This window comes from Microtetraspora fusca (genome assembly GCF_001570365.1).
Classification (GTDB): Bacteria; Actinomycetota; Actinomycetes; order Streptosporangiales; family Streptosporangiaceae; genus Microtetraspora; species Microtetraspora fusca.
In genome coordinates, this window is the sequence record NZ_BBYK01000084.1 from 1 (window position 1) to 18,574 (window position 18,574).

Below are 18,574 nucleotides of genomic sequence, written 5' to 3' on the forward strand. Positions count from 1 at the left end.
TGGCTGCCGCGCAACCCCACCGTCCAATGATCAGCTTTCGGCGACGTTGGAGAGCGGCGTGGAGCGCACCAGTTGACGCCCACGCCTGCGAGTTGTCCGTACTGCCGACGCGGCGCGGAGCCTCTTGCGCCGAGTAGGCCGCCGCCCCACGGAACAAATCGGCCACCAAGCGAGCCACCGAGTGAGCCGACCAGCGAGCATCCAAACTGCCGAACAGCTGAGCCGACGAGCGAGCCGCATATCGAGCGAGCGCCCAAGCAGGTGATATGACGCCATACCGATCGCGGTGGTGAAAAACGCACACGGTATCGGTGAACGGTGTAACTAGACCCCACACTGACGCGTTCGCCATTCTCTCTGTAGCGATAAACAGGGAGATGGCGGCATATGGATGACTACGAGCTCTACTGCCTGGCCGATTTGTTGTTTTATGACAGCCCGGACCAGAAAAATGCTGAGTCTTCGGATTTTTCCGTCTTGTCGAGAGAAATCCCGGAGGGCTGGTTTCATCAGGCGACCGACACGTGGATGTACTTCACGCCGGCCGATGTCGCCGCGCTCCCCACGCAGGGTTGGAAGATCCACGTGTCCGCCCGGCTGGCCGACGCGGAACGGGCGGTGCGTATGGTCTGGGACTACTGCGTGCCGAGGAACGTGGCGTTCAAGTTCCTGCGCAGCGAGTCCGTGCTGGTGATGCACAACTCCAAGGCCGCCTCCCGTTCGTCCAGCGGCAAGCTGATCACCATCTATCCCCCTGACGATGCTCAGCTCGAAACCGTCCTGACCGAGCTGGACGAGCTGCTGCGCGGGGTCGAGGGCCCGTACATCCTCAGTGACCTGCGCTACGGAAGCGGCCCGCTCTATGTGCGGTACGGCGGCTTCGCCGAGCGGCGCTGCCTGGACGCGAGCGGCGAGATGGTGCTCGCCATCGAGGACGGCGAGGGCCGGCTCGTCCCGGACGTGCGGGGGTCCACCTTCGCGGTTCCCCCGTGGGTCGAGCTGCCCGCGTTCCTGGAACCCCATCTGGCCGCGCGCAACGCCGTGACGACGGAGGGCCTGCCGTACGAGATCGAGAGCGTGCTGCACTTCTCCAACAGCGGAGGCGTCTATCTCGGCCGGGACAAGGCGACCGGCCGGCGCGTGGTCCTGAAGGAGGCGCGGCCGCACGCGGGGCTCGACGCGGCCGGACGCGACGCGGTCGCCCGGCTGGAGCACGAGCGCGACATCCTGCGGCGGCTGGCCGGCCTGGACGCGGTGCCCGCGCTGCTGGACCACTTCACGGTCGGAGACCACCACTTCCTGGTGGAGGAGTTCGTCGACGGCAACCCGTTGCAGCGGCTGCTCGTCCACCGCTATCCGCTCACGCGGACCGACCTCGCGTCCGACGCGCTCTCGGCGTACACCGAGTGGGCGCTGGACATGCTGGGCCGGGTGGAGCGGGCGGTCGGCTCGCTGCACGAGCGCGGCGTGGTCTTCGGCGACCTCCATCCGAACAACATCCTCGTCACGGACGAGGGCCGGGTGGCGCTGATCGACTTCGAGGTGGCGACCTGGGCCGAGGACCGGGCCCGGCCGGCGCTGGGCCATCCCGCCTATGCCGCGCCGTCCGACCGGCGCGGGGTGGCGGGCGACGAGTACGCGCTGGCCTGCCTGCGGCTGGGCCTGTTCGCGCCGCAGACGACGATCATGGCGCCGATGCGGCCGGGCAAGGCCCGGCATCTGGCCCGGCTGGTCACGGACACGTTCCCGGTCCCCGCCGCGACGATCGAGGAGGCCGCGCGCACCATCGCGGGCGACCACGACATGGAGGAGCCGCCCGACCCGGGCCGCTGGCCGGAGATTCGCGACGTGTTGTGCCGTGCCGTTCTGGCCTCGGCCACGCCGGACCGCGACGACCGGCTGTTCCCCGGTGACGTGGCGCAGTTCCGTCCGGGCGGCGGGCTCGGCCTCGCGCACGGCGCGGCCGGGGTGCTCCACGCGCTGGCGGCGACCGGCGCGGGACGGTGCCCGGACCACGAGGACTGGCTGCGCAAACGCGCCGTCGCGCCGGAGCCCGGCAGCGCCCTCGGCTTCTACGACGGCCTGCACGGCATCGCCCACGTCCTGGAACGGCTCGGGCACCGGCAGGACGCCCTCGACGTCATGGACATCTGCCTGCGGGAGAAGTGGGAGGGGCTGGGGCCGGGCCTGTACGCGGGCCTGGCCGGCATCGGGTTGAACCTGCTGGACCTCGGCGCGGCGACCGGCGAGTCCGAGCTCCTCGACCGGGCGCGTGAGGTGGTCGACGTGTGCGCCGACCGGCTCGGCGGCCCGGACGACGTGCCGGACGTCAGCGGCGGCGCGAACCCGCGCGCCGGGCTGATGTTCGGCTCATCCGGCCCGGCGCTGCTCTTCCTGCACGCGTACGAGCGGTCCGGCGACGCGGGGCTGCTCGACCTGGCCCGCGTGGCGATCCGCCAGGACCTGCGGCGCTGTGTGCGCGCGGCGGACGGATCACTCCAGGTGAACCAGGGCTGGCGTCACCTTCCGTACCTGGACGAGGGGTCGGTCGGCATCGCGCTGGTGCTGTCCCGGTATCTCGCCCACCGCGCCGACGAGGAGCTCGGCCCCGCCCTGGACGACCTGCTGGCGGTCACCCGATCCGCGTACTTCGTGCAGCCCGGCCTGTTCACCGGCCGGGCCGGGGTGATCGCGGCGCTGGCGATGATCCGGCGGTCGGATCCCGGGCTCGCCGCGCAGATCCGCGGCCTGCGCTGGCACATGCTCCCGTACGGCGAAGGCGTGGCGTTCCCCGGCGACGGTCTGCTGCGGCTCTCGATGGACTTCTCCACAGGAACGGCCGGCGTCCTGTTCGCCCTGGGCGCGGCCCTGCACGAGGAACCGGTGTTCCTCCCCTTCAGCCAGCCGCCTGGCCAGCGGCTCCCGTCCCGACGAGCAGGAAAGGAGGTGTAGACAATGGTTCTCCTCGATCTTCAGGGCATGGAGACCCCCGGTGGGGCCGGCTCGTACGGCGGCGGCAGCACGCTGACCGTGCTGACCTGCCAGTCGTGCCGGCCGAGCAACCTCAGCATCGTTCTCTGCCACTAGCAGAGGTCGGTCATATGAAGGTCGCCCGTCCACGGCGGCCGCTCGGGCCCCGGGTGCTTGCGTCCGGGGCCCGACCCCTGCGGCCCCACCCCCGTCGAGCGGGTGGGGGCCGCCCGCTCGGAAGGAGCACCCCCGAAGACAGCCACGGCACGCGCCGGAACCCCGGACATCGGGAACCGGCGACGTCCCGGACGAGCGTCGCGCTCGGTGAGGAGGACGGATGGAGGCGGCAGACCGGCTGGTGGTCCGGACGATCCGGCACGGCGGCCCGTGGGTGTTCGTCCTGGCCGTGGTGGCCGTCGGAGGTTCGGTCCTCGAACTGGCCCTCCCGTACGTCATCGGCCGGACCGTGGACACGTTGACCGCTGGAACCTCTCCGGGCGTCCTCCCCGGCTCCGTCACAAGCTGCGCGCTGGTCCTCGCCGGAGTCATCGTCTGCGACAGCCTGCGCGTGTGGGCCTCCGGCGCGTCCGGCGCCGCCGCCTCGGCGTGGCTGCGCCACCGGACCATGACGCACGTGCTCGGCGCCGGCCCCGCGTTGACCCGCCGCCTCCCCGAAGGGGACCTCACCACCAGGCTGGGCATGAACGCCGAGGAGACCGGGCACGCGCCCGAGGCGATCGTCACCGGCGCGTCCCTGCTGGTCCCGACGGCCGGCGGCCTGGTGGCGCTCGTTCTCATCGACCCGCTGTCGGCGCTCACCCTCGTCGCCGGGCTCGCGCTGATCGTGCTCGTGCTGCGCGCCTTCATGCGGGACACGTCCGAAGTCGTCGCCGCGTACCAGGGGACGCAGGGCGACATCGCCGCCCGCCTGGTCACCGCGCTGTCCGGCGCGCGTACGATCGCCGCCGCCGGGACGACGGAGAGCGAGGTCGCGCGGGTGCTCGCGCCGCTTCCCCTTCTGAGCGCGTACGGCGAGGGCCTGTGGCGGGCGAACGCCAAGGCCGGGGTCCGCGCCGGCATCGTCGTGCCGCTTCTCGAGGTGGCGGTGCTCGTGGTCGGCGGCCTGCGGCTCGCCGGGGGCGATCTCACCGTCGGCGAGCTGTACGCGGCGGCACGGTACGCGGTGCTCGGCGCGGGGCTCGGCTCCGCGCTCGGATACGTCGGACGGCTGGCCAGGGCGCGGTCGGCGGCCGGACGGGTCCAGGAGCTCTGGCGGCAGCCTCCCCTGACGTACGGGCGGCGCGCGCTGCCCGCCGGTTCGGGAGCGCTGGAGTTCCGTGACGTCTCGGGGAGCGGGCTGCGCGGCGTCGACCTCGTCATCCCGGGCGGGGCGGCGGTCGCGGTGGTCGGCAGGTCCGGGTCCGGCAAGTCGGCGCTCGCCGCGCTGGCCGGTCGGCTGGCCGACCCGTCCGAGGGGACCGTGCTCCTCGACGGCGTGCCCGTGCGCGAGCTGTCCCGTACGGCGCTGCGCCGGGCGGTCGGCCACGCGTTCGAGCGGCCGGTCCTGGTCGGCGACACGGTCGGCGACGCGATCGGCCTCGGCCTGGCCGAAACGACCGAGAGTCTGGCCGACACGACCGAGGGTCTGGCGGACACGACCGAGGGGCTGGCCGACATGACCGAGAGGCTGGTCAACACGACCGAGGGGCTGGCCGACATTACCCAGCCGGAAGCGGACGAACAACCCCTTCTCCGCTCACAAGACCCTCTCGAGCCGGGACGAGACGCGCCTTTCGTCCCGGCGGCGCAGGCGGCCTGCGCCGACGAGTTCGTACGGCGGCTCCCCCTCGGCTATGCGACCCCGCTGGCGCAGGCGCCGATGTCGGGCGGTGAGCGGCAGCGGATCGGGCTGGCCCGCGCCTTCGCCCAGGGATCGCGCCTGCTGGTGCTGGACGACGCGACCTCCAGCCTCGACACCCTCACCGAACGCCGGGTCGCCGCCGCGCTCTCCGGCGAGCTGGGCGGGCGGACCCGCATCCTGACGACCCACCGGGTCGCGACCGCCGCCAGGGCGGACGCGGTGCTGTGGCTGGAGGACGGGCGGCTACGCGGCTACGGCCCGCACGAGGTGCTGTGGGCGCGGGACCCCGCTTATCGGGCCGTCTTCCAGACCGATGTCCCCGATGTTCCCGGCGTCCCCGGAGTTCCCGGCGTCCCCGGCGTCTCGGACGGGGGGCGGGCGTGATCTGGCGGGCGGTGACGCGGGAGCCGCGCCGGCTGGCGCGGCTGGCGGGATGGTCCCTCGCGGAGACGCTGCCCTCGTTCCTCATCGGGCACGCGATCGCCCGCGCCATCGAGGACGGCTTCGCGGCGGGCAGGCCGGTCGCGGGGCTGGCCTGGCTCGCCCTGCTCGGCGGCGCATGGCTGGTGGCCGCGGTGGGCGCCCGGCAGTCCGTCCTGGCCGTCGCCGCGATCGCCGAGCCGTTCCGCGACGAGTTGCTGGCCCGGGTGGTCGGCGGCACCCTCCGCCACGCGGTGACGCCGCCGTGGCGGCCGGGCGCGGAGTCGGTCGCCCGGTCCACCCTCCAGGTCGAGCTGGCCAGGGACGCCTTCGCCTCGGTGATCACGGTGGTCCGGTCGTTCGCGTTCACCGTGGTGAGCGTCGTCCTCGGCATGGCGACGCTCCTGCCGGCCATGCTGCCGCTGGTGCTGCCGCCGTTCGCCGCCGGGCTGGCGGTGTTCCTGCTGTCGCTGCCCGCCATGGCGCGCAGGCAGCGCGCCTTCCTCGTCGCCGACGAGCATCTGGCGGAGTCCGTGGCGGCGATGGCGGGGGGCCTGCGGGACATCGTCTCCTGCGGAGCCGAGGACCGCGTCGCCGCGGACGTCGGACGCGCGATCGCGGCGCAGGCGGCGGCGGCGCGCCGCGTCGCCCGCGTCACGGCGGTGCGCACGCTGTCGCTCGGCGTGGCCGGCTGGCTGCCCGTCCTGCTCGTGCTCGCGTACGGTCCCGGGCTCGGCGCGAGCGCCGGAGCCGTCGTCGGGACGCTCGCCTACGTCGTCCAGTCGCTCGCGCCCGCGCTCGGTGGCCTCGTCGAGGGGCTCGGGGTCAGCGGGGTGCGGCTGGCGGCGTCCGTCTCCAGGATTCGGGAGACCACGCCGTTGCCCGGTCCCGGGTCGAGGCGCGCCGGAAGGGGCCGGGGCCGGGCGGCCACCCCGCGCGGACCGCGCCTCGGGCCGCGGAGGACGGTCCGGCCGCGCGACACCCGGGTCGAGCTGCGCGGCGTGACGTTCGCGTACGGGCCGGAGGCGGAGCCGGTGGTGTCCGACCTGGATCTGGTCCTGCCCGAGGGGTGCCGCCTCGCCGTGGTCGGCCCGAGCGGGCTCGGCAAGTCCACCCTCGCGGCGCTGGTCACCGGCCTGCTCGAACCGTCCTCGGGAGAGGTCAGGATCGGCGGCGTGCCCGCGCGGGACGTCGATCCGGCCGCCCGCGTGCTGATCCCACAGGAGGCGTACGTCTTCCACGGCACGCTCCGCGAGAACCTCACCTACCTGTCCCCCGCCTCCCCCGCCGCCGTACGGAGGGCGATCGACGAGGTGGGCATGACGGAGCTGGCGCGCCGGATCGGCGGGCCGTCGGCGGAGGTCAACCCGGCGGCCCTGTCGGCGGGCGAGCGCCAGCTCATCGCGCTGACCAGGGCGTACCTGTCACCGGCCCGGCTGGTGATCCTGGACGAGGCGACCTGCCATCTCGACCCGGCGGCCGAGGCACGGGCGGAGGCGGCGTTCGCCCGGCGCGGGGGCACCCTCGTCGTCGTCGCGCACCGGCTCACCTCGGCGCTTCGGGCGCAGCACGTGCTGCTCATGGACGGCACGCGCGCACGGCTCGGCACGCATGACGAGCTGGTCGCCGTGTCGCCGCTCTACCGCGATCTGCTCGGCCAGTGGACCCCCGACGTGAAGCAGGTGTCATGAGATACCCCTATGTGGAGCGCCAGGCTGTCGTCGATCGGCTGCACGGCGTCGCCGTACCGGACCCCTACCGCCGCCTCGAGGACCCGGACGACGCGGAGACACGGAGGTGGCTGGCCGCGCAGGACGACCTCTGGCGGGCACACGCCGCCGCTCTGCCCGGCCGGGCCCGGCTGTACACGCGGCTCGCTGAGCTGGCGGACGCGGGCATGGTCACCGCGCCGCTGTGGCGGGGCGAGCGGGCGTTCTTCCTGCGCCGTACGGCGGGGCAGGAGCACGCGGCGCTCCACGTCACCGGGCCGGGCCCGGCCGAGCAGCTTCTCCTCGACCCGTCGGTCATCGACCCGACCGGCCTGACCACGCTTGACGCGTGGCAGCCCGACCCGGACGGCGGCCTCCTGGCGTACCAGATCTCGCGCAGGGGGGACGAGCGGTCGGAGCTGTACGTCATGGACGTCCGGACGCGCCGCGTCGTGGACGGGCCGGTCGGCCCCTGCCGCTACTCCCCCGTGGCGTGGCTGGCCGGCGGGACCGGCTTCTTCTACGTGCGCACCGAGCCGCGCGGCGTCTTCCTGCACCGGACGGGCATCCCGGTGGACGTCCCGGTCTTCGCCCGCGAAGGGGTCGCCTCGTACGGGCTGGAGATCAGCGCGGACGGCCGCTGGCTCGTCGTCTCCGCGTCCCTCGGCTCGCGCAACGACCTGTGGCTGGCCGACCTGGCCGGGGGCCGCCCCGAGGAGCCTGATCTGCGGGTCGTACAGGAGGGCGTGGACGCGCGGACCGCGCTGACCGTCGCCCGCGACGGCCGCGTGTACGTCGTCACCGACCGGGACGCGCCCCGGGTGCGGCTGTGCGTGGGCGACCCGCAGCGGCCGGACGTGTGGAAGGACCTGGTCCCGGCCGACCCGGAGGCGGTTCTCGCGGACTTCGCCATCCTCGACGGAACCGGGCCGAGCCGCCCCCTGCTGCTCGTCACCCACATCAGGCACGCGATCGCCGAGATCGGCGTCCACGATCTGGACACGGGCGAACGGCTCGGCTCCGTGCCGCTGCCCGGCGCGGGATCCGTCGGCTCCCTGTCCGTACGGCACGGCCGCGAGGCGTGGTTCACCTACACCGACCACGTCACACCGCCTGCGGTGTGGCGCTTCGACGGCCGCACCGGCGAGACCGCCCCCTGGCCCGACCCGGGCGCGCGGGCCGCCATACCTGGCGGACGGCCGCGCGGCTCCTCGTCCGGCGACGAGGAGCCGCGGATCGAGAGCCACCGGCTGCACTGCGTCTCGGCCGACGGGACTCGGGTATCGATGCTCGTCATCGCGCGGGCCGGTTTGCACGGGCCGAGGCCCGCGATCCTGTACGGCTACGGCGGGTTCGGGGTCGCGCTGACCCCCGCGTACGCCGCCGACACCCTGGCGTGGACCGAGGCCGGCGGTGTGGTGGCGGTGGCCATGGTGCGCGGCGGCGGCGAAGAGGGCGAGGAGTGGCACCGCGCCGGCATGCTGGAGCGCAAGCAGAACACCTTCGACGACTTCGTCGCGGCGGCGGAGAAGCTGATCTCCGACGGCTGGACCACTCCGGACCGGCTCGGGATCTGGGGCGAGTCGAACGGCGGCCTGCTGGTCGGCGCGGCCCTGACCCAGCGGCCCGACCTGTTCGCCGCCGCGGTCTGCTCGGCCCCGCTCCTCGACATGGTCCGCTACGAGCGCTCCGGCCTCGGCCCGGCCTGGCGGGGCGAGTACGGCTCGGCCGAGGATCCGGACCTCTTCCGCTGCCTGCTCGGCTACTCGCCCTATCACCGGGTGCGCGAGGGCGTGGACTATCCCGCCACGCTGTTCACCGTCTTCGGCGGGGACACCCGCGTCGATCCCGCGCACGCGCGCAAGATGTGCGCCGCCCTCCAGCAGGCCACCGGCGGCGATCGGCCGATCCTGCTGCGGCACGAGGGCGACGTGGGGCACGGGGCCCGGGCCACCAGCCGGGCCACCGCGCTCGCCGCCGACACTCTCGCCTTCATCGCCGCCCACACGGGCCTCTTCCAGCCGGAACACCGGTGACCCGCCGAGCGCCCGGCGCACCGAGGCTTGATGCACCTGGTGGGGTGTCCACGAACCTTGGCCGGCCGGTCACCTCGCCGGAAGAAACCCGCGGCCCGATCAGCGCCGGGGCGCCGTACGGCCGGGGACCGGGGCACGCTCGGCGCCGCCGGAGCCGCGCCGAGGGCCGAGGGGCGGGTAGTGGACCATGCCGATGTCGCCGCCCGTCTCCGGCCACAGCCAGCCGCGCTCCAGCGAGATCCTGATCGCCTCCACACGGGTACGGGCGCCGACCTTCGGCAGGATGCGGCACAGGTAGTTCCGTACCGTCCCCGGAGACAGATAGAGCCGGTCGGCGATCTCGGTCACCGTGGAGCCCTCGGCGGCGACCTGGAGAACGTCCAGCTCCCGCGAGGTGAGCGGGTTCTCCGGGGCGTTGAGCGCGGCGAGGGCCAGCTCGGGGTCGATCACCCGCTCCCCGCGCGCCACCCGGCGCACGCAGTCGACGAGCTGCTCGGCCGAGGCGTCCTTGACCATGAAGCCGCGCGCCTTGGCCCCGAGCGCCCGGCGCAGCGCCGCCGGGGTGCCGAGGCCGGTGAGGATCACCGTCTTGCATTCGGGCATCCGCTCGTGCAGCTCGGCCGCGGCCGTCAGGCCGTCGACGCCGGGGAGGCAGATGTCGAGGAGCGCGACGTCCGGACGGGTCTCCCCGGCGAGCGGGACGATCTCGCCGCCCTCGCCGGTCTCCGCGACCACCTCCAGGTCCTCCTCCGTGGAGAGCAGCGCCACGAGGGCCGATCGGACAAGGTGCATGTTCTCCGCTAGCAGTAGACGGATCAAGCCCGTTCTCCTTATGCGCCTTGGCAAGGTCGGTTGCACGCGATTTCTCCCCCGGCCCGCACAGCTTCGTATCTCTCCCCCTTGGAGTCTGCGCCCACTCCATTTCGGAAATATAGCGTTACCTTATGCCGAGGCACTGAAATACCGTGATCTAGCTGGATTATTTCTCCAGCCTCACCAAGATCAGACGCCAGGCCGCTCCCGACGGTTTACCGGCGCATCCCACCACATCAACGAGCAGGACACCCGTCTCATCGTTGATCCACGCACCTCACAACAGATCCGGACAATTCGCAATGAATTTAACAAACCATAGGGACTCGGATATAGATCCACCGATTACGCCATTTCCTGGCGAATATGGAGTTCCAAACCGCGCGGGATCCCCCATCATTCGAGGACCGAGAGCGCTTTGATGCCTTCATCGACGGGGGCGCCGTACCTCTTGAGCGCCGCGACATGGGCGGCGGTGGCCGCGTCGTACTCCCCGGCGACGCCGGTCGAGACAGGTGCGGGCCAGGGCCCGGCCCATCCCGTCGGTACCACCAGTGATGACGATCGCTGTCATGAGGACGCCTTTCCGGATGTGACGGCCTGGGGGTGGTCGGCCGACACCTGAGGACGGCCGGGCAGCAGCGGGGTCGCGGCGAGGACCACCGCGATGGCGGCGACGACGAGCCAGAAGACTCCGTGGAATCCGGCGATCGGGTCGCCGGAGGTCTGCAGGACGAGGGTGACCAGGGCGACGCCGAGCGCGGCGCCGAGCTGGTTGAGCATGTAGAGCACGGAACTGCCCTGCGCCACCATGGGACCGGGCAGGCTCCGGTACAGCGACCCCATCGTCGGGGCACTGAAACAGCCCATGCCCAGGCCGATGGTCAGCGCCGCCAGCACGGGCCACATCTCGGCGGTATCGGCTCCGATCCGGGTGAACGCCAGCGCGCTCAGCCCGGCCAGGACCGCGCCGCCGACGGCCAGGCCGCGGGCGCCGAGCCGGTCCGACAGCCCACCCGCGAGCGGCATGGCGATCGCGCCGCCCAGACCCGCAGGGGCCATCAACAGCCCGGCGGCCAGCACACCCTGCCCGTGTGCCTGCTGGTAGTACAGCGGCAGCGCGAACAGGGTCGCGAAGTTGGCCAGACCTCCCAGCCCCATGATGGTGACGCCGGCGGTGAAGCCGCGGGAGGCGAACAGCCGCACGTCGATCAGAGGCGGCGTGCGCCGCGAGGCGAGCGCGTGGACGACGTAGCCGAGCATCAGCGCGATGCCCGCGGCCAGCGGAAGCAGTGCCTGCCAAGCGATGAACGCCCCCTGCTCGGCCGTTTGCGACAGAGCCAGGACGAGCGCGGCGAATCCCGGTGCGAGCAGGGCCAGTCCCAGGACGTCCAGGCGGACCTGTGCCCGCCGCCCGGCCGGGGAGTCGGCCGGAATCACCCGCAGGGCCAGCAGGTAGGCGATCAGCCCGATGGGCACACTGAGCAGGAACATCCAGCGCCACGACAGATCGTGCAGGACGGCGCCGCCCGCGATCGGCCCGAGCACCGGTCCCAGCGACAGCACCACTCCCATCAGGCCCATCACCCGTCCGGCGCGCCGCGGTCCGGCGGCGCGGGCCAGCAGGATCAGCACGAGCGGGTCGAGCAACCCGGCGCCGATGCCCTGCAGAGCGCGGAAGGCGATCAGGCTGCCGACGTTCCAGGCCAGCCCGGCGGCCAGCGACCCGGCCACGAACAGCGCCAGGCCCGTCAGCCACAGCCGCCTGCCGCCGAACCTGTCGACCGCCCAGGTGGTGAACGGGATGGTGGCGGTGACCGCCAGCAGGAAACCGGTGGAGGCCCAGCCGACCATGCTGAGCGAGGCGTCGAACGCCGCGGCCAGGCTCCCGGTGGCGACGGCGGCCATCGTGCTGTTGAGAATCCCCAGCAGCCCGCCCAGCAGGACCACGGCGATCATCACCAGCAACCGTCGATCGAGACGATCGTCTGCCGTTATTGAACTCATGGGTTCAAAATACTTATCTGGTTGATCCAAATGCAACCGATCGGTTCATGTGACTGAACCGGCCAGTACAATCGGGGCATGGTCAGGTCACGTGGACGGATCGACAAGCGGCAGGCGATCCTGGACGGCGCGTTCACCGTGTTCGCCCGCCAGGGGTACGCCCAGGCCTGTGTGCAGGAGATCGCCGACGAGGCGGGCGTGGCCAAACCCACGGTGTACAACCACCTCAGCGACAAGGCCACCCTGTTCCGGCACGCGATGCAGGCCGCGGCCCAGACGGCGCTGCATCAGCGACTCGCCGCGTTGGAACCGCTCGCCGACCCCGGCCCCGACCTGCGCGCCACGCTGGAGCAGGTCGGCCACCACCTCCTCCGCCTGCACACGGACGACCGTTCCTGCGCCCTGCGGCGGCTGCTCTACTCGGAGATCACCCAGTTTCCCGACCTACTCGACATCGTCACCGAGAGCGGGCCGCACCGCCTCACCCAGGCGATGGCCGACCGGCTGGCACGGCTCACCCTCGCCGGACGCCTGCGCGCCCCCGACCCCGACCAAGCGGCCGAGCAGTTCATGGCCCTGCTCACCGGCCCGCTGGAAGCACGCTCCCGGATGGGAACCCGCCAGATCGGCGACGCCGAGCTGCATGAGATCGCCCGCGCCGCCGTCGGCACATTCCTCACCGCCTTCGGACCGGCGGACGGTCGGACGGCGGATTGACTTCCTCCCCGCGCGCTCCACAGAGCGCGTCTCGCCGGCCGGGTCAGGCGGGCAGAGAGGCGAGCCAGCCGGTCAGGATCTCGTTGACCCGCTCTCGCCGTTCCTGTTGGATCCAGTGGCCGCAGCCGTCGAGTATGTGCGAGGCGACCAGGCCCGGCAGGGTCGCGGGGTATGCCTTGATGGCGTCGGCCATCCAGGTGGTCGACGCGTCCAGCGCACCTCCGATGAACAGCGACGGCTGAGTGATGGGGGAACCGTTGAAGCGGGCGAGGTCCTCCCAGTCCCGGTCCATGTTCCGGTAGCGGTTGAGAGCCCCGCTCATACCGGTCCGTTCGAACTCCGCGGCGTAGACATCGAGATCGTCCTCGCTGAGCCAGGCGGGCAGCCGACCTGCGGGGAACCGGTCACGCAGCCTTCCGCCCCGGGACACGAAGTGCGGGTCCGGGGCGCCGGCGGGCGGCATCGTGTCGGCGGACAGGGCGGCGTAGAGGCCGGCGAGCCAGCCGCGGACGTCCGGTTCGATCTCGGCCTCGGCCCGGCCGATCGCCTGGAAGTAGCTGACGTAGAACTCCTCGTCTCCGCCCATCTGTGCGAAGACCTCGCTCGGGCGCGGTCCGCCGGGCGGCGCGTACGGCACGCTCAACAGCCCGACCGCGCGGAAGACGTCGGGCCGTACGACGGCGGAGTCGGCGGCGATCGTCGCGCCCCAGTCGTGGCCCACGATCACCGCCGTCCGCTCGCCCAGGGCACGCACCACGGCGACGTTGTCCTCGACCAGTTCCAACATCCGGTACGCGGCCACGTCGCCGGGCTTGGAGGAACGGCCGTAGCCGCGAACGTCGACGGCGACGGCCCGGTAGCCGGCCGCCGCCAGTGCCGGCAACTGGTGGCGCCAGGAGTACCACGACTCAGGGAACCCGTGCACCAGCAGCACCAGCGGCCCGGAGCCCTGCTCCACCAGGTGGATACGACCAGCGGGCGACGCGACCAGACGATGTGTGGCCGCGGCGGCGGGAGCGGACGTCGACATCGATCCCCCAAAACTCTTGATCCTCGTGCGAGCAGGTGCGGACCAGGTGGGCGCACCGATCGTGGCTCGCACGTCAATCGTCCGCTGTGCGGTGACGCCGCCGTGAATCGTGTTGCCGCTTCGGCAAGTCCTGCCGCTGCCCCGCGCTGCTCCGCCGCGGGTGACGGCGGAGCAGCGGGAGGGACGTCAGCCGGCGCGCAGGGCGGTCCAGGCGGACGGGTGCGCCGAGCAGGGGCCGCCGTCGTGCACCATGAGGCGGCCGGCTTGGGGCTCGACCGCGATGGTGGCCAGCGACGCCCAGCGCGTGCCGAGCCGTCCGTCGGCGGGCGCGTGGCAGCAGACCTCCGCGCCGTCGCTCTGATGGGCGGTGAGCAGCGCGGCGAGGTCGTCGGCGTCGTCGAGGCGCCATCCGTCCCGGATCCGCCCGGCGAGCAGGCGGGCCCGGTCGTAGGTCTCCGGCTCGGCCCGGCCGCGGAACTCGCCCGCGGCGAGCGCCGGGTCGGCGAAGTGGTTGGTGTGGACGAGCCAGGCCGAGCCGTCCGGCGTGGTCAGGTCGGGGGTGATCACGGCGGCGCCCGCCGGGCTCAGCTCGACGCACGCCGCCCGGTCCGCGGTGACGACGGTCACGACGGTGGAGGCGGACACCGGGGCCTCGGTCAGGATGCCGACCGCCTCCGCGTACGACCGCGCGCCGCCGAGGACCTTGCGGGCGACGAGGTGGACCGGCACGCCGTCCGCGCCGTCGTCCGCGTGGCCGAGGATGTTGAACAGCACACCGACCCCGGCCTCGTTGAGGCCGATCTTGGCGAGGATGCCGTGCTCGGTGATGCCGGTGAAGGCCACCGCGTCGCCGCGTACGGACTGCAGGTGCCACCCGTCCGCCAGCTCCTCGTGCCAGTCCCACGTCTGCCCGCCCAGGACGCCGGCGCGGACCACGGTCGAGCACTCCCCGGCGCGCGGCGTTCCGGCCGTGGCGAGGATCTCGGTGCGCGCATTGAGAGCGGCGGCGACCCACAGCGGGACGCCCGCGCCCTCGGCGACACCCTCGACCTCGCCGGCCAGTTCGGGCGCCCACGCGCGGGTGGCGGCGAGGCTCCGGAGGGCGAGCGCGGGGACGTCGAGCGTCACGCCCGTGGCCGCCGCGGCGACCTCGAAGAGCTCCGCGTACGTGCGCCAGCCCCGCACGATGTCGGCGCTGAGCCGCTGCCCGCGCTCACGCCCGCGCCGCCTCGGGTCGGCCTCCTCGATCCGCAGGTGCGTATGGGGGCTCACGCCTCCACCTCCCGCGCGTCCGCGCCGGTGGACAGCCGGGGCCGCCATCCGGGCCGGGGCGCGCTGTCGCGCAGCAGCATCGTGTACGCGTGCCGGGGACGGTCGAGCACCTCGTCGGTGCTCCCCCGTTCGACGATCCGGCCCTGCCGCATGACGACGACCTCCTCGCTCACCTGCCGTACGACGGACAGGTCATGGGTGATGAACAGATAGGTGAGCCGGCGGGCCTGCCGGATCTCGGCCAGCAGGTTGAGCACCTGCGCCTGCACGGACACGTCCAGCGCGGCGACGGCCTCGTCCAGCACGAGGACGCGCGGCTCGGCGGCGAGCGCCCGGGCGATGGCGACCCGCTGCTGCTGGCCGCCGCTGAGCTCGCCGGGCAGCGCCCGGGCGTGCGCGGGCCGCAGGCCCACCTGGTCGAGCAGCTCGCCGACCCGGCGACGCGCCTCGTCCCCGGTGACCCGGTGGTGGGCGGCGAGCACCTCCTTGATCGCGGCCTCGACCGTGCGGCGGCGGTTCAGCGACCCGTTCGGGTCCTGGAAGACCATCTGGATGTCGCGGGCGCGGGCCCGCCGCTCCGCCCGGCGCGGCCGCCGGGCGACGGGGCGGCCGGCGAGCACGACCTCGCCGCCGTCCGCGCTTTCGAGGCCGACCAGGATCCGGGCCAGGGTCGTCTTGCCCGATCCGGACTCGCCGACGACCGCGAGGCAGCTCCCGTCGGCGACGGCGAGGCTGACGTCGTCGAGCGCGTGGACGGTGCGGCGCCGCTTTCCCCGGCCGACGGCGAACTGCTTGCGCAGCCCGCTGATCTCGATGACGTTCTCCGCGGTGGTGCTCACGCCCTCGCCTCCGTTTCGCCGTCCCGGCCGGCCTCCGCCGGTGCCCCCGAAACATCCGCCGCATCATCGGCGGGTGCGCCCGCCAGCTCGTCGGCCAGTTCGCCGGCGCGCAGGCAGCGGGTGGCGCGACCGGCGTCGTGGACCAGCGCGGGCTCCTCCCGCTCGCAGCGCGGCGCCGCCCACGGGCAGCGGGACGCGAACGCGCAGCCGCCCTCGATCTCGTACGCGGCGATGGGCCGGCCGGGGATGACGGGCAGCGCGGGCACCCGGGCGGCGATGTTCGGCCGCGAGTCGAGCAGCAGCCGCGTGTACGGATGCCGCGGCGCCGCGTGGAGCTGGGCGGGCGTGGCGATCTCCACGATCTCCCCCGCGTACAGCACGGCGATGCGGTCGCACACGGCCGAGGCGAGTTCGAGATCGTGGGTGACGAAGAGCATCGCCATGCCGTGCTCGCGGCGCTGCCCGTCGAGGATGGCCATGACCTCCGACTGCGTGGTGACGTCGAGCGCCGTTGTGGGCTCGTCGGCCAGCAGCAGCCGGGGCGCGCTCGCCACCGCCGCGGCGATGACGACGCGCTGCAGCATCCCGCCGGAGAGCTGGTGCGGATAGGACGCCATGCAGCGGTCCACGTCGGCGATCCCGACCTGGGCGAGGAGGTCGCGGGCCCGGCGGGTGGCCGCCTCCCGGCTCTCGCCGCGCGCGTCGCACAGCCCCTCGACGAGGAACCGCGAGACCCGGAGTACCGGATTCAGCGCGGCCCGGGGGTTCTGGCTGATCATGGTGACGGCGTCGGCGCGCACCCGACGCAAGTCGGCGGCGCCGAGCGTCCGCACGTCCCGGCCGTCGAGCACCACCCGTCCGGTCACCCGGGCGCCTTCGGGCTCGGTGCGCAGGACGGTGCGCAGCGTCATCGACTTGCCCGACCCCGACTCGCCGACGAGGCCGAGAGCCTCTCCGGGGGCGAGGGACAGCGAGACGCCCCGCAGGAGGGTCCGGTCTCCGTGCTTGGAGGGCAGGTCGAGACGGACGTCGTCGAGTTCGAGGACGTTCATGCCCGGCCACCCGCCTTCCGCCCGCCGAGCCGCTCCCCGATGACGCTGAACGCGGCGACGGCGACGACGATGCACACGCCCGCGAAGACGCTCTGCTGCGGGTGACCCTGGAGGAGCGAGTCCTTACCCTGCGACACCATCAGCCCCCAGTCGGCGGTGGGCGGCTGCACACCGAGCCCGAGGAACGACAGCGCGGCGAGGTCGATCATCGCGTACCCGAAGTTGATCGCGGCGCCGGTGAGGATCTGCGGCGCGATGTTGGGCAGGATGTGCCGAACGCTGACGACGAGCCCGGACAGCCCCTGGAGCTCGGCCGCCTGGACGTAGCCGAGCCGCCGCTCGCGCAGCGCGACGCTGCGCAGCACGCGCGCGGTGTAGGGGACGTACGCGATGGCGAGGGCGACCGTGACCTGTCCGAGCCCGGTCCCGAACACGGCGACGGCGAGGATCGCGAGCAGCAGGTTCGGGAAGGCGAACAGCAGGTCGAGGACGCGGCCGACGAGCGCGTCGACGGTCCTGCCGAACCAGGCGGCGACGAGGGCGAGCAGGGCGCCGCCCGCGCCGGCGAGCAGCACGACGACGGCCGCGCCGAGCAGGCTGGTGCGCGCGCCGTACAGCAGGCGGGCGAGCAGGTCGCGGCCGGACTGGTCGGTGCCGAGCAGGTGCTCGGCGCTCGGGCCCTGGTAGCGCTCGATGACGCTGCCGACGGCGGGGTCGTGGGACGTGATCAGCGGGGCGCACAGCGCGGCCAGCGTGATCAGCGCGACGACCGCCAGGGCGGCGAGGCCCAGCGGGCCGAGCCGTTCTGCCAGGTCGCCGCCGCGCCGCCGTACGGCCGGGCGGTCGAGGGTCTGCGCGGTCACGCGCTCTCACCTCCGAGTTGGACGCGCGGGTCGATGACCGCGTAGAGGACGTCGATCACCAGGTTGACCACGCCGAAGATCGCGACCAGCAGGAGCGCGACGGCCTGCACGACGGCGAAGTCCTTCTGCTGGACCGAGTTGATGAGCATGGCTCCGACGCCGTCGAGGGTGAAGGCGTGCTCGACGACGGCCGCGCCGGCGACGAGGGCGGCGATGTTCACCCCGACGATCGTGGTGACGGGCAGCATCGCGTTCCGGAGGATGTGCCGGCGGGCCACGACGCGCCAGGGGACGCCGCGGGCCAGCGCGACGGAGACGTGCTCCGCCGCGCGTTCCTCGACGACGGCGGTGCGCGTGATGCGGGCGACCACCGCGGCCGCCGGGAGCGCGAGCGCCACGGCGGGCAGGGTCAGGTGCTCGATGCGCCCCACGAAGCCGGACCCGGCGCCGAAGACGGGGAACCAGCCGAGGGTCACCGAGAAGACGCTCATGAGCAGGACGGCGGCGAAGAACGTGGGGACGGCGAAGCCCACGCTCGACCCGAGCAGCACGCCGGTGTCGAACGCGCCGCCCCGCAGGCCGGCGAGCGCTCCGGCGAGCACGCCGAACACCACGATGAGCACGGCGGCGTACAGGGTCAGCCACAGGGTGGTCGGGATCCGGGACGCCAGCAGCGAGGCGACGTCCTGGCGGGTGGTGAGGGACTCGCCGAGGTCGCCGGTGAGCACGCCGCCGAGCCAGTTCCAGTAGCGGATCAGGAAGGGGTCGTCCAGGCCGTACTGGGCCCGGATCGAGGCGAGGACCTCGGGGCTCACGGTCCGGCCCTGGACGAGGAAGCTCTCCGGCGTGCCCGGTGCGGCGTACATCGCCGAGAAGACGAGGAAGCTGGAGATGAGGAGGGTGGCGGCCAGCGCGCCGAGCCGCCGGAGTACGAAGCGCAGCACAACGCCTCCGATCAGGAGGTGGGGGGCGCGTCGCCGCGCCC

15 protein-coding genes are annotated in these 18,574 nt (G+C 73.2%); 6 read left to right on the forward strand and 9 right to left on the reverse strand.

All coding sequences use genetic code 11. The features are described 5' to 3' along the window. Positions 1-387: 387 nt before the first annotated feature. From lanKC to AWQ68_RS37630, 5 genes are all read left to right on the forward strand, one after another. Positions 388-2,952: a class III lanthionine synthetase LanKC gene (lanKC, locus tag AWQ68_RS37615; protein WP_066950698.1), complete on the forward strand. Its 2,565-nt coding sequence runs from the start codon at positions 388-390 to the stop codon at positions 2,950-2,952. Between the two features lie 3 nt (positions 2,953-2,955). Further along, positions 2,956-3,087 (forward strand): SapB/AmfS family lanthipeptide, encoded by a 132-nt coding sequence (locus AWQ68_RS43200; RefSeq protein WP_157546386.1) that lies wholly within the window; start codon positions 2,956-2,958, stop codon positions 3,085-3,087. 220 nt (positions 3,088-3,307) lie between these two features. Beyond that, entirely contained in the window at positions 3,308-5,215 is a 1,908-nt protein-coding gene (locus AWQ68_RS37620) for an ABC transporter ATP-binding protein (protein WP_066950701.1), read from the forward strand. Next, positions 5,212-6,942 carry an ATP-binding cassette domain-containing protein gene (locus AWQ68_RS37625; RefSeq protein WP_066950703.1) on the forward strand — a complete coding sequence of 577 codons (1,731 nt, stop codon included), beginning with the start codon at positions 5,212-5,214 and terminating at the stop codon, positions 6,940-6,942. The genes AWQ68_RS37620 and AWQ68_RS37625 overlap by 4 nt, the downstream gene beginning before the upstream one ends. Further along, positions 6,939-8,996: a prolyl oligopeptidase family serine peptidase gene (locus AWQ68_RS37630; RefSeq protein ID WP_066950706.1), complete on the forward strand. Its 2,058-nt coding sequence runs from the start codon at positions 6,939-6,941 to the stop codon at positions 8,994-8,996. The genes AWQ68_RS37625 and AWQ68_RS37630 overlap by 4 nt, the downstream gene beginning before the upstream one ends. 99 nt (positions 8,997-9,095) lie before the next feature. Here the strand turns inward: AWQ68_RS37630 and AWQ68_RS37635 are convergent, their stop codons facing one another. The 3 genes from AWQ68_RS37635 to AWQ68_RS37640 all read right to left on the reverse strand — a co-directional run bounded on the left by AWQ68_RS37635 (position 9,096) and on the right by AWQ68_RS37640 (position 11,816). Next, positions 9,096-9,815 (reverse strand): response regulator transcription factor, encoded by a 720-nt coding sequence (locus AWQ68_RS37635; protein ID WP_084464847.1) that lies wholly within the window; start codon positions 9,813-9,815, stop codon positions 9,096-9,098. A gap of 390 nt (positions 9,816-10,205) precedes the next feature. Then, positions 10,206-10,361 carry a hypothetical protein gene (locus tag AWQ68_RS43205; protein WP_174554188.1) on the reverse strand — a complete coding sequence of 52 codons (156 nt, stop codon included), beginning with the start codon at positions 10,359-10,361 and terminating at the stop codon, positions 10,206-10,208. A gap of 18 nt (positions 10,362-10,379) precedes the next feature. Continuing rightward, a complete protein-coding gene (locus AWQ68_RS37640; protein ID WP_066950711.1) occupies positions 10,380-11,816 on the reverse strand; it encodes a DHA2 family efflux MFS transporter permease subunit in 1,437 nt (478 codons plus the stop codon). Positions 11,817-11,894: 78 nt separating this feature from the next. On the opposite strand from AWQ68_RS37640, the gene AWQ68_RS37645 reads away from it, so the two are divergent. Further along, positions 11,895-12,533 (forward strand): TetR/AcrR family transcriptional regulator, encoded by a 639-nt coding sequence (locus AWQ68_RS37645; protein ID WP_066950714.1) that lies wholly within the window; start codon positions 11,895-11,897, stop codon positions 12,531-12,533. Positions 12,534-12,576: 43 nt separating this feature from the next. Here the strand turns inward: AWQ68_RS37645 and AWQ68_RS37650 are convergent, their stop codons facing one another. From AWQ68_RS37650 to AWQ68_RS37675, 6 genes are all read right to left on the reverse strand, one after another. Continuing rightward, on the reverse strand, positions 12,577-13,563 hold the full coding sequence (locus tag AWQ68_RS37650; RefSeq protein WP_066950715.1) for an alpha/beta fold hydrolase: 987 nt from the start codon (positions 13,561-13,563) through the stop codon (positions 12,577-12,579). 186 nt (positions 13,564-13,749) lie between these two features. After that, positions 13,750-14,835 carry a C45 family autoproteolytic acyltransferase/hydrolase gene (locus tag AWQ68_RS37655; RefSeq protein ID WP_066950775.1) on the reverse strand — a complete coding sequence of 362 codons (1,086 nt, stop codon included), beginning with the start codon at positions 14,833-14,835 and terminating at the stop codon, positions 13,750-13,752. Next, entirely contained in the window at positions 14,832-15,674 is an 843-nt protein-coding gene (locus tag AWQ68_RS37660; RefSeq protein WP_084464848.1) for an ATP-binding cassette domain-containing protein, read from the reverse strand. The genes AWQ68_RS37655 and AWQ68_RS37660 overlap by 4 nt, the downstream gene beginning before the upstream one ends. Beyond that, the gene (locus tag AWQ68_RS37665; protein ID WP_066950718.1) at positions 15,671-16,726 is read right to left on the reverse strand and encodes an ABC transporter ATP-binding protein; all 1,056 of its coding nucleotides are present in this window, start codon (positions 16,724-16,726) and stop codon (positions 15,671-15,673) included. Before AWQ68_RS37665 ends, AWQ68_RS37660 begins: the two co-directional genes overlap by 4 nt. Next, on the reverse strand, positions 16,723-17,589 hold the full coding sequence (locus tag AWQ68_RS37670) for an ABC transporter permease (protein WP_084464849.1): 867 nt from the start codon (positions 17,587-17,589) through the stop codon (positions 16,723-16,725). The genes AWQ68_RS37665 and AWQ68_RS37670 overlap by 4 nt, the downstream gene beginning before the upstream one ends. Next, a complete protein-coding gene (locus AWQ68_RS37675; RefSeq protein WP_218007216.1) occupies positions 17,586-18,533 on the reverse strand; it encodes an ABC transporter permease in 948 nt (315 codons plus the stop codon). Before AWQ68_RS37675 ends, AWQ68_RS37670 begins: the two co-directional genes overlap by 4 nt. Positions 18,534-18,574 lie beyond the last annotated feature (41 nt).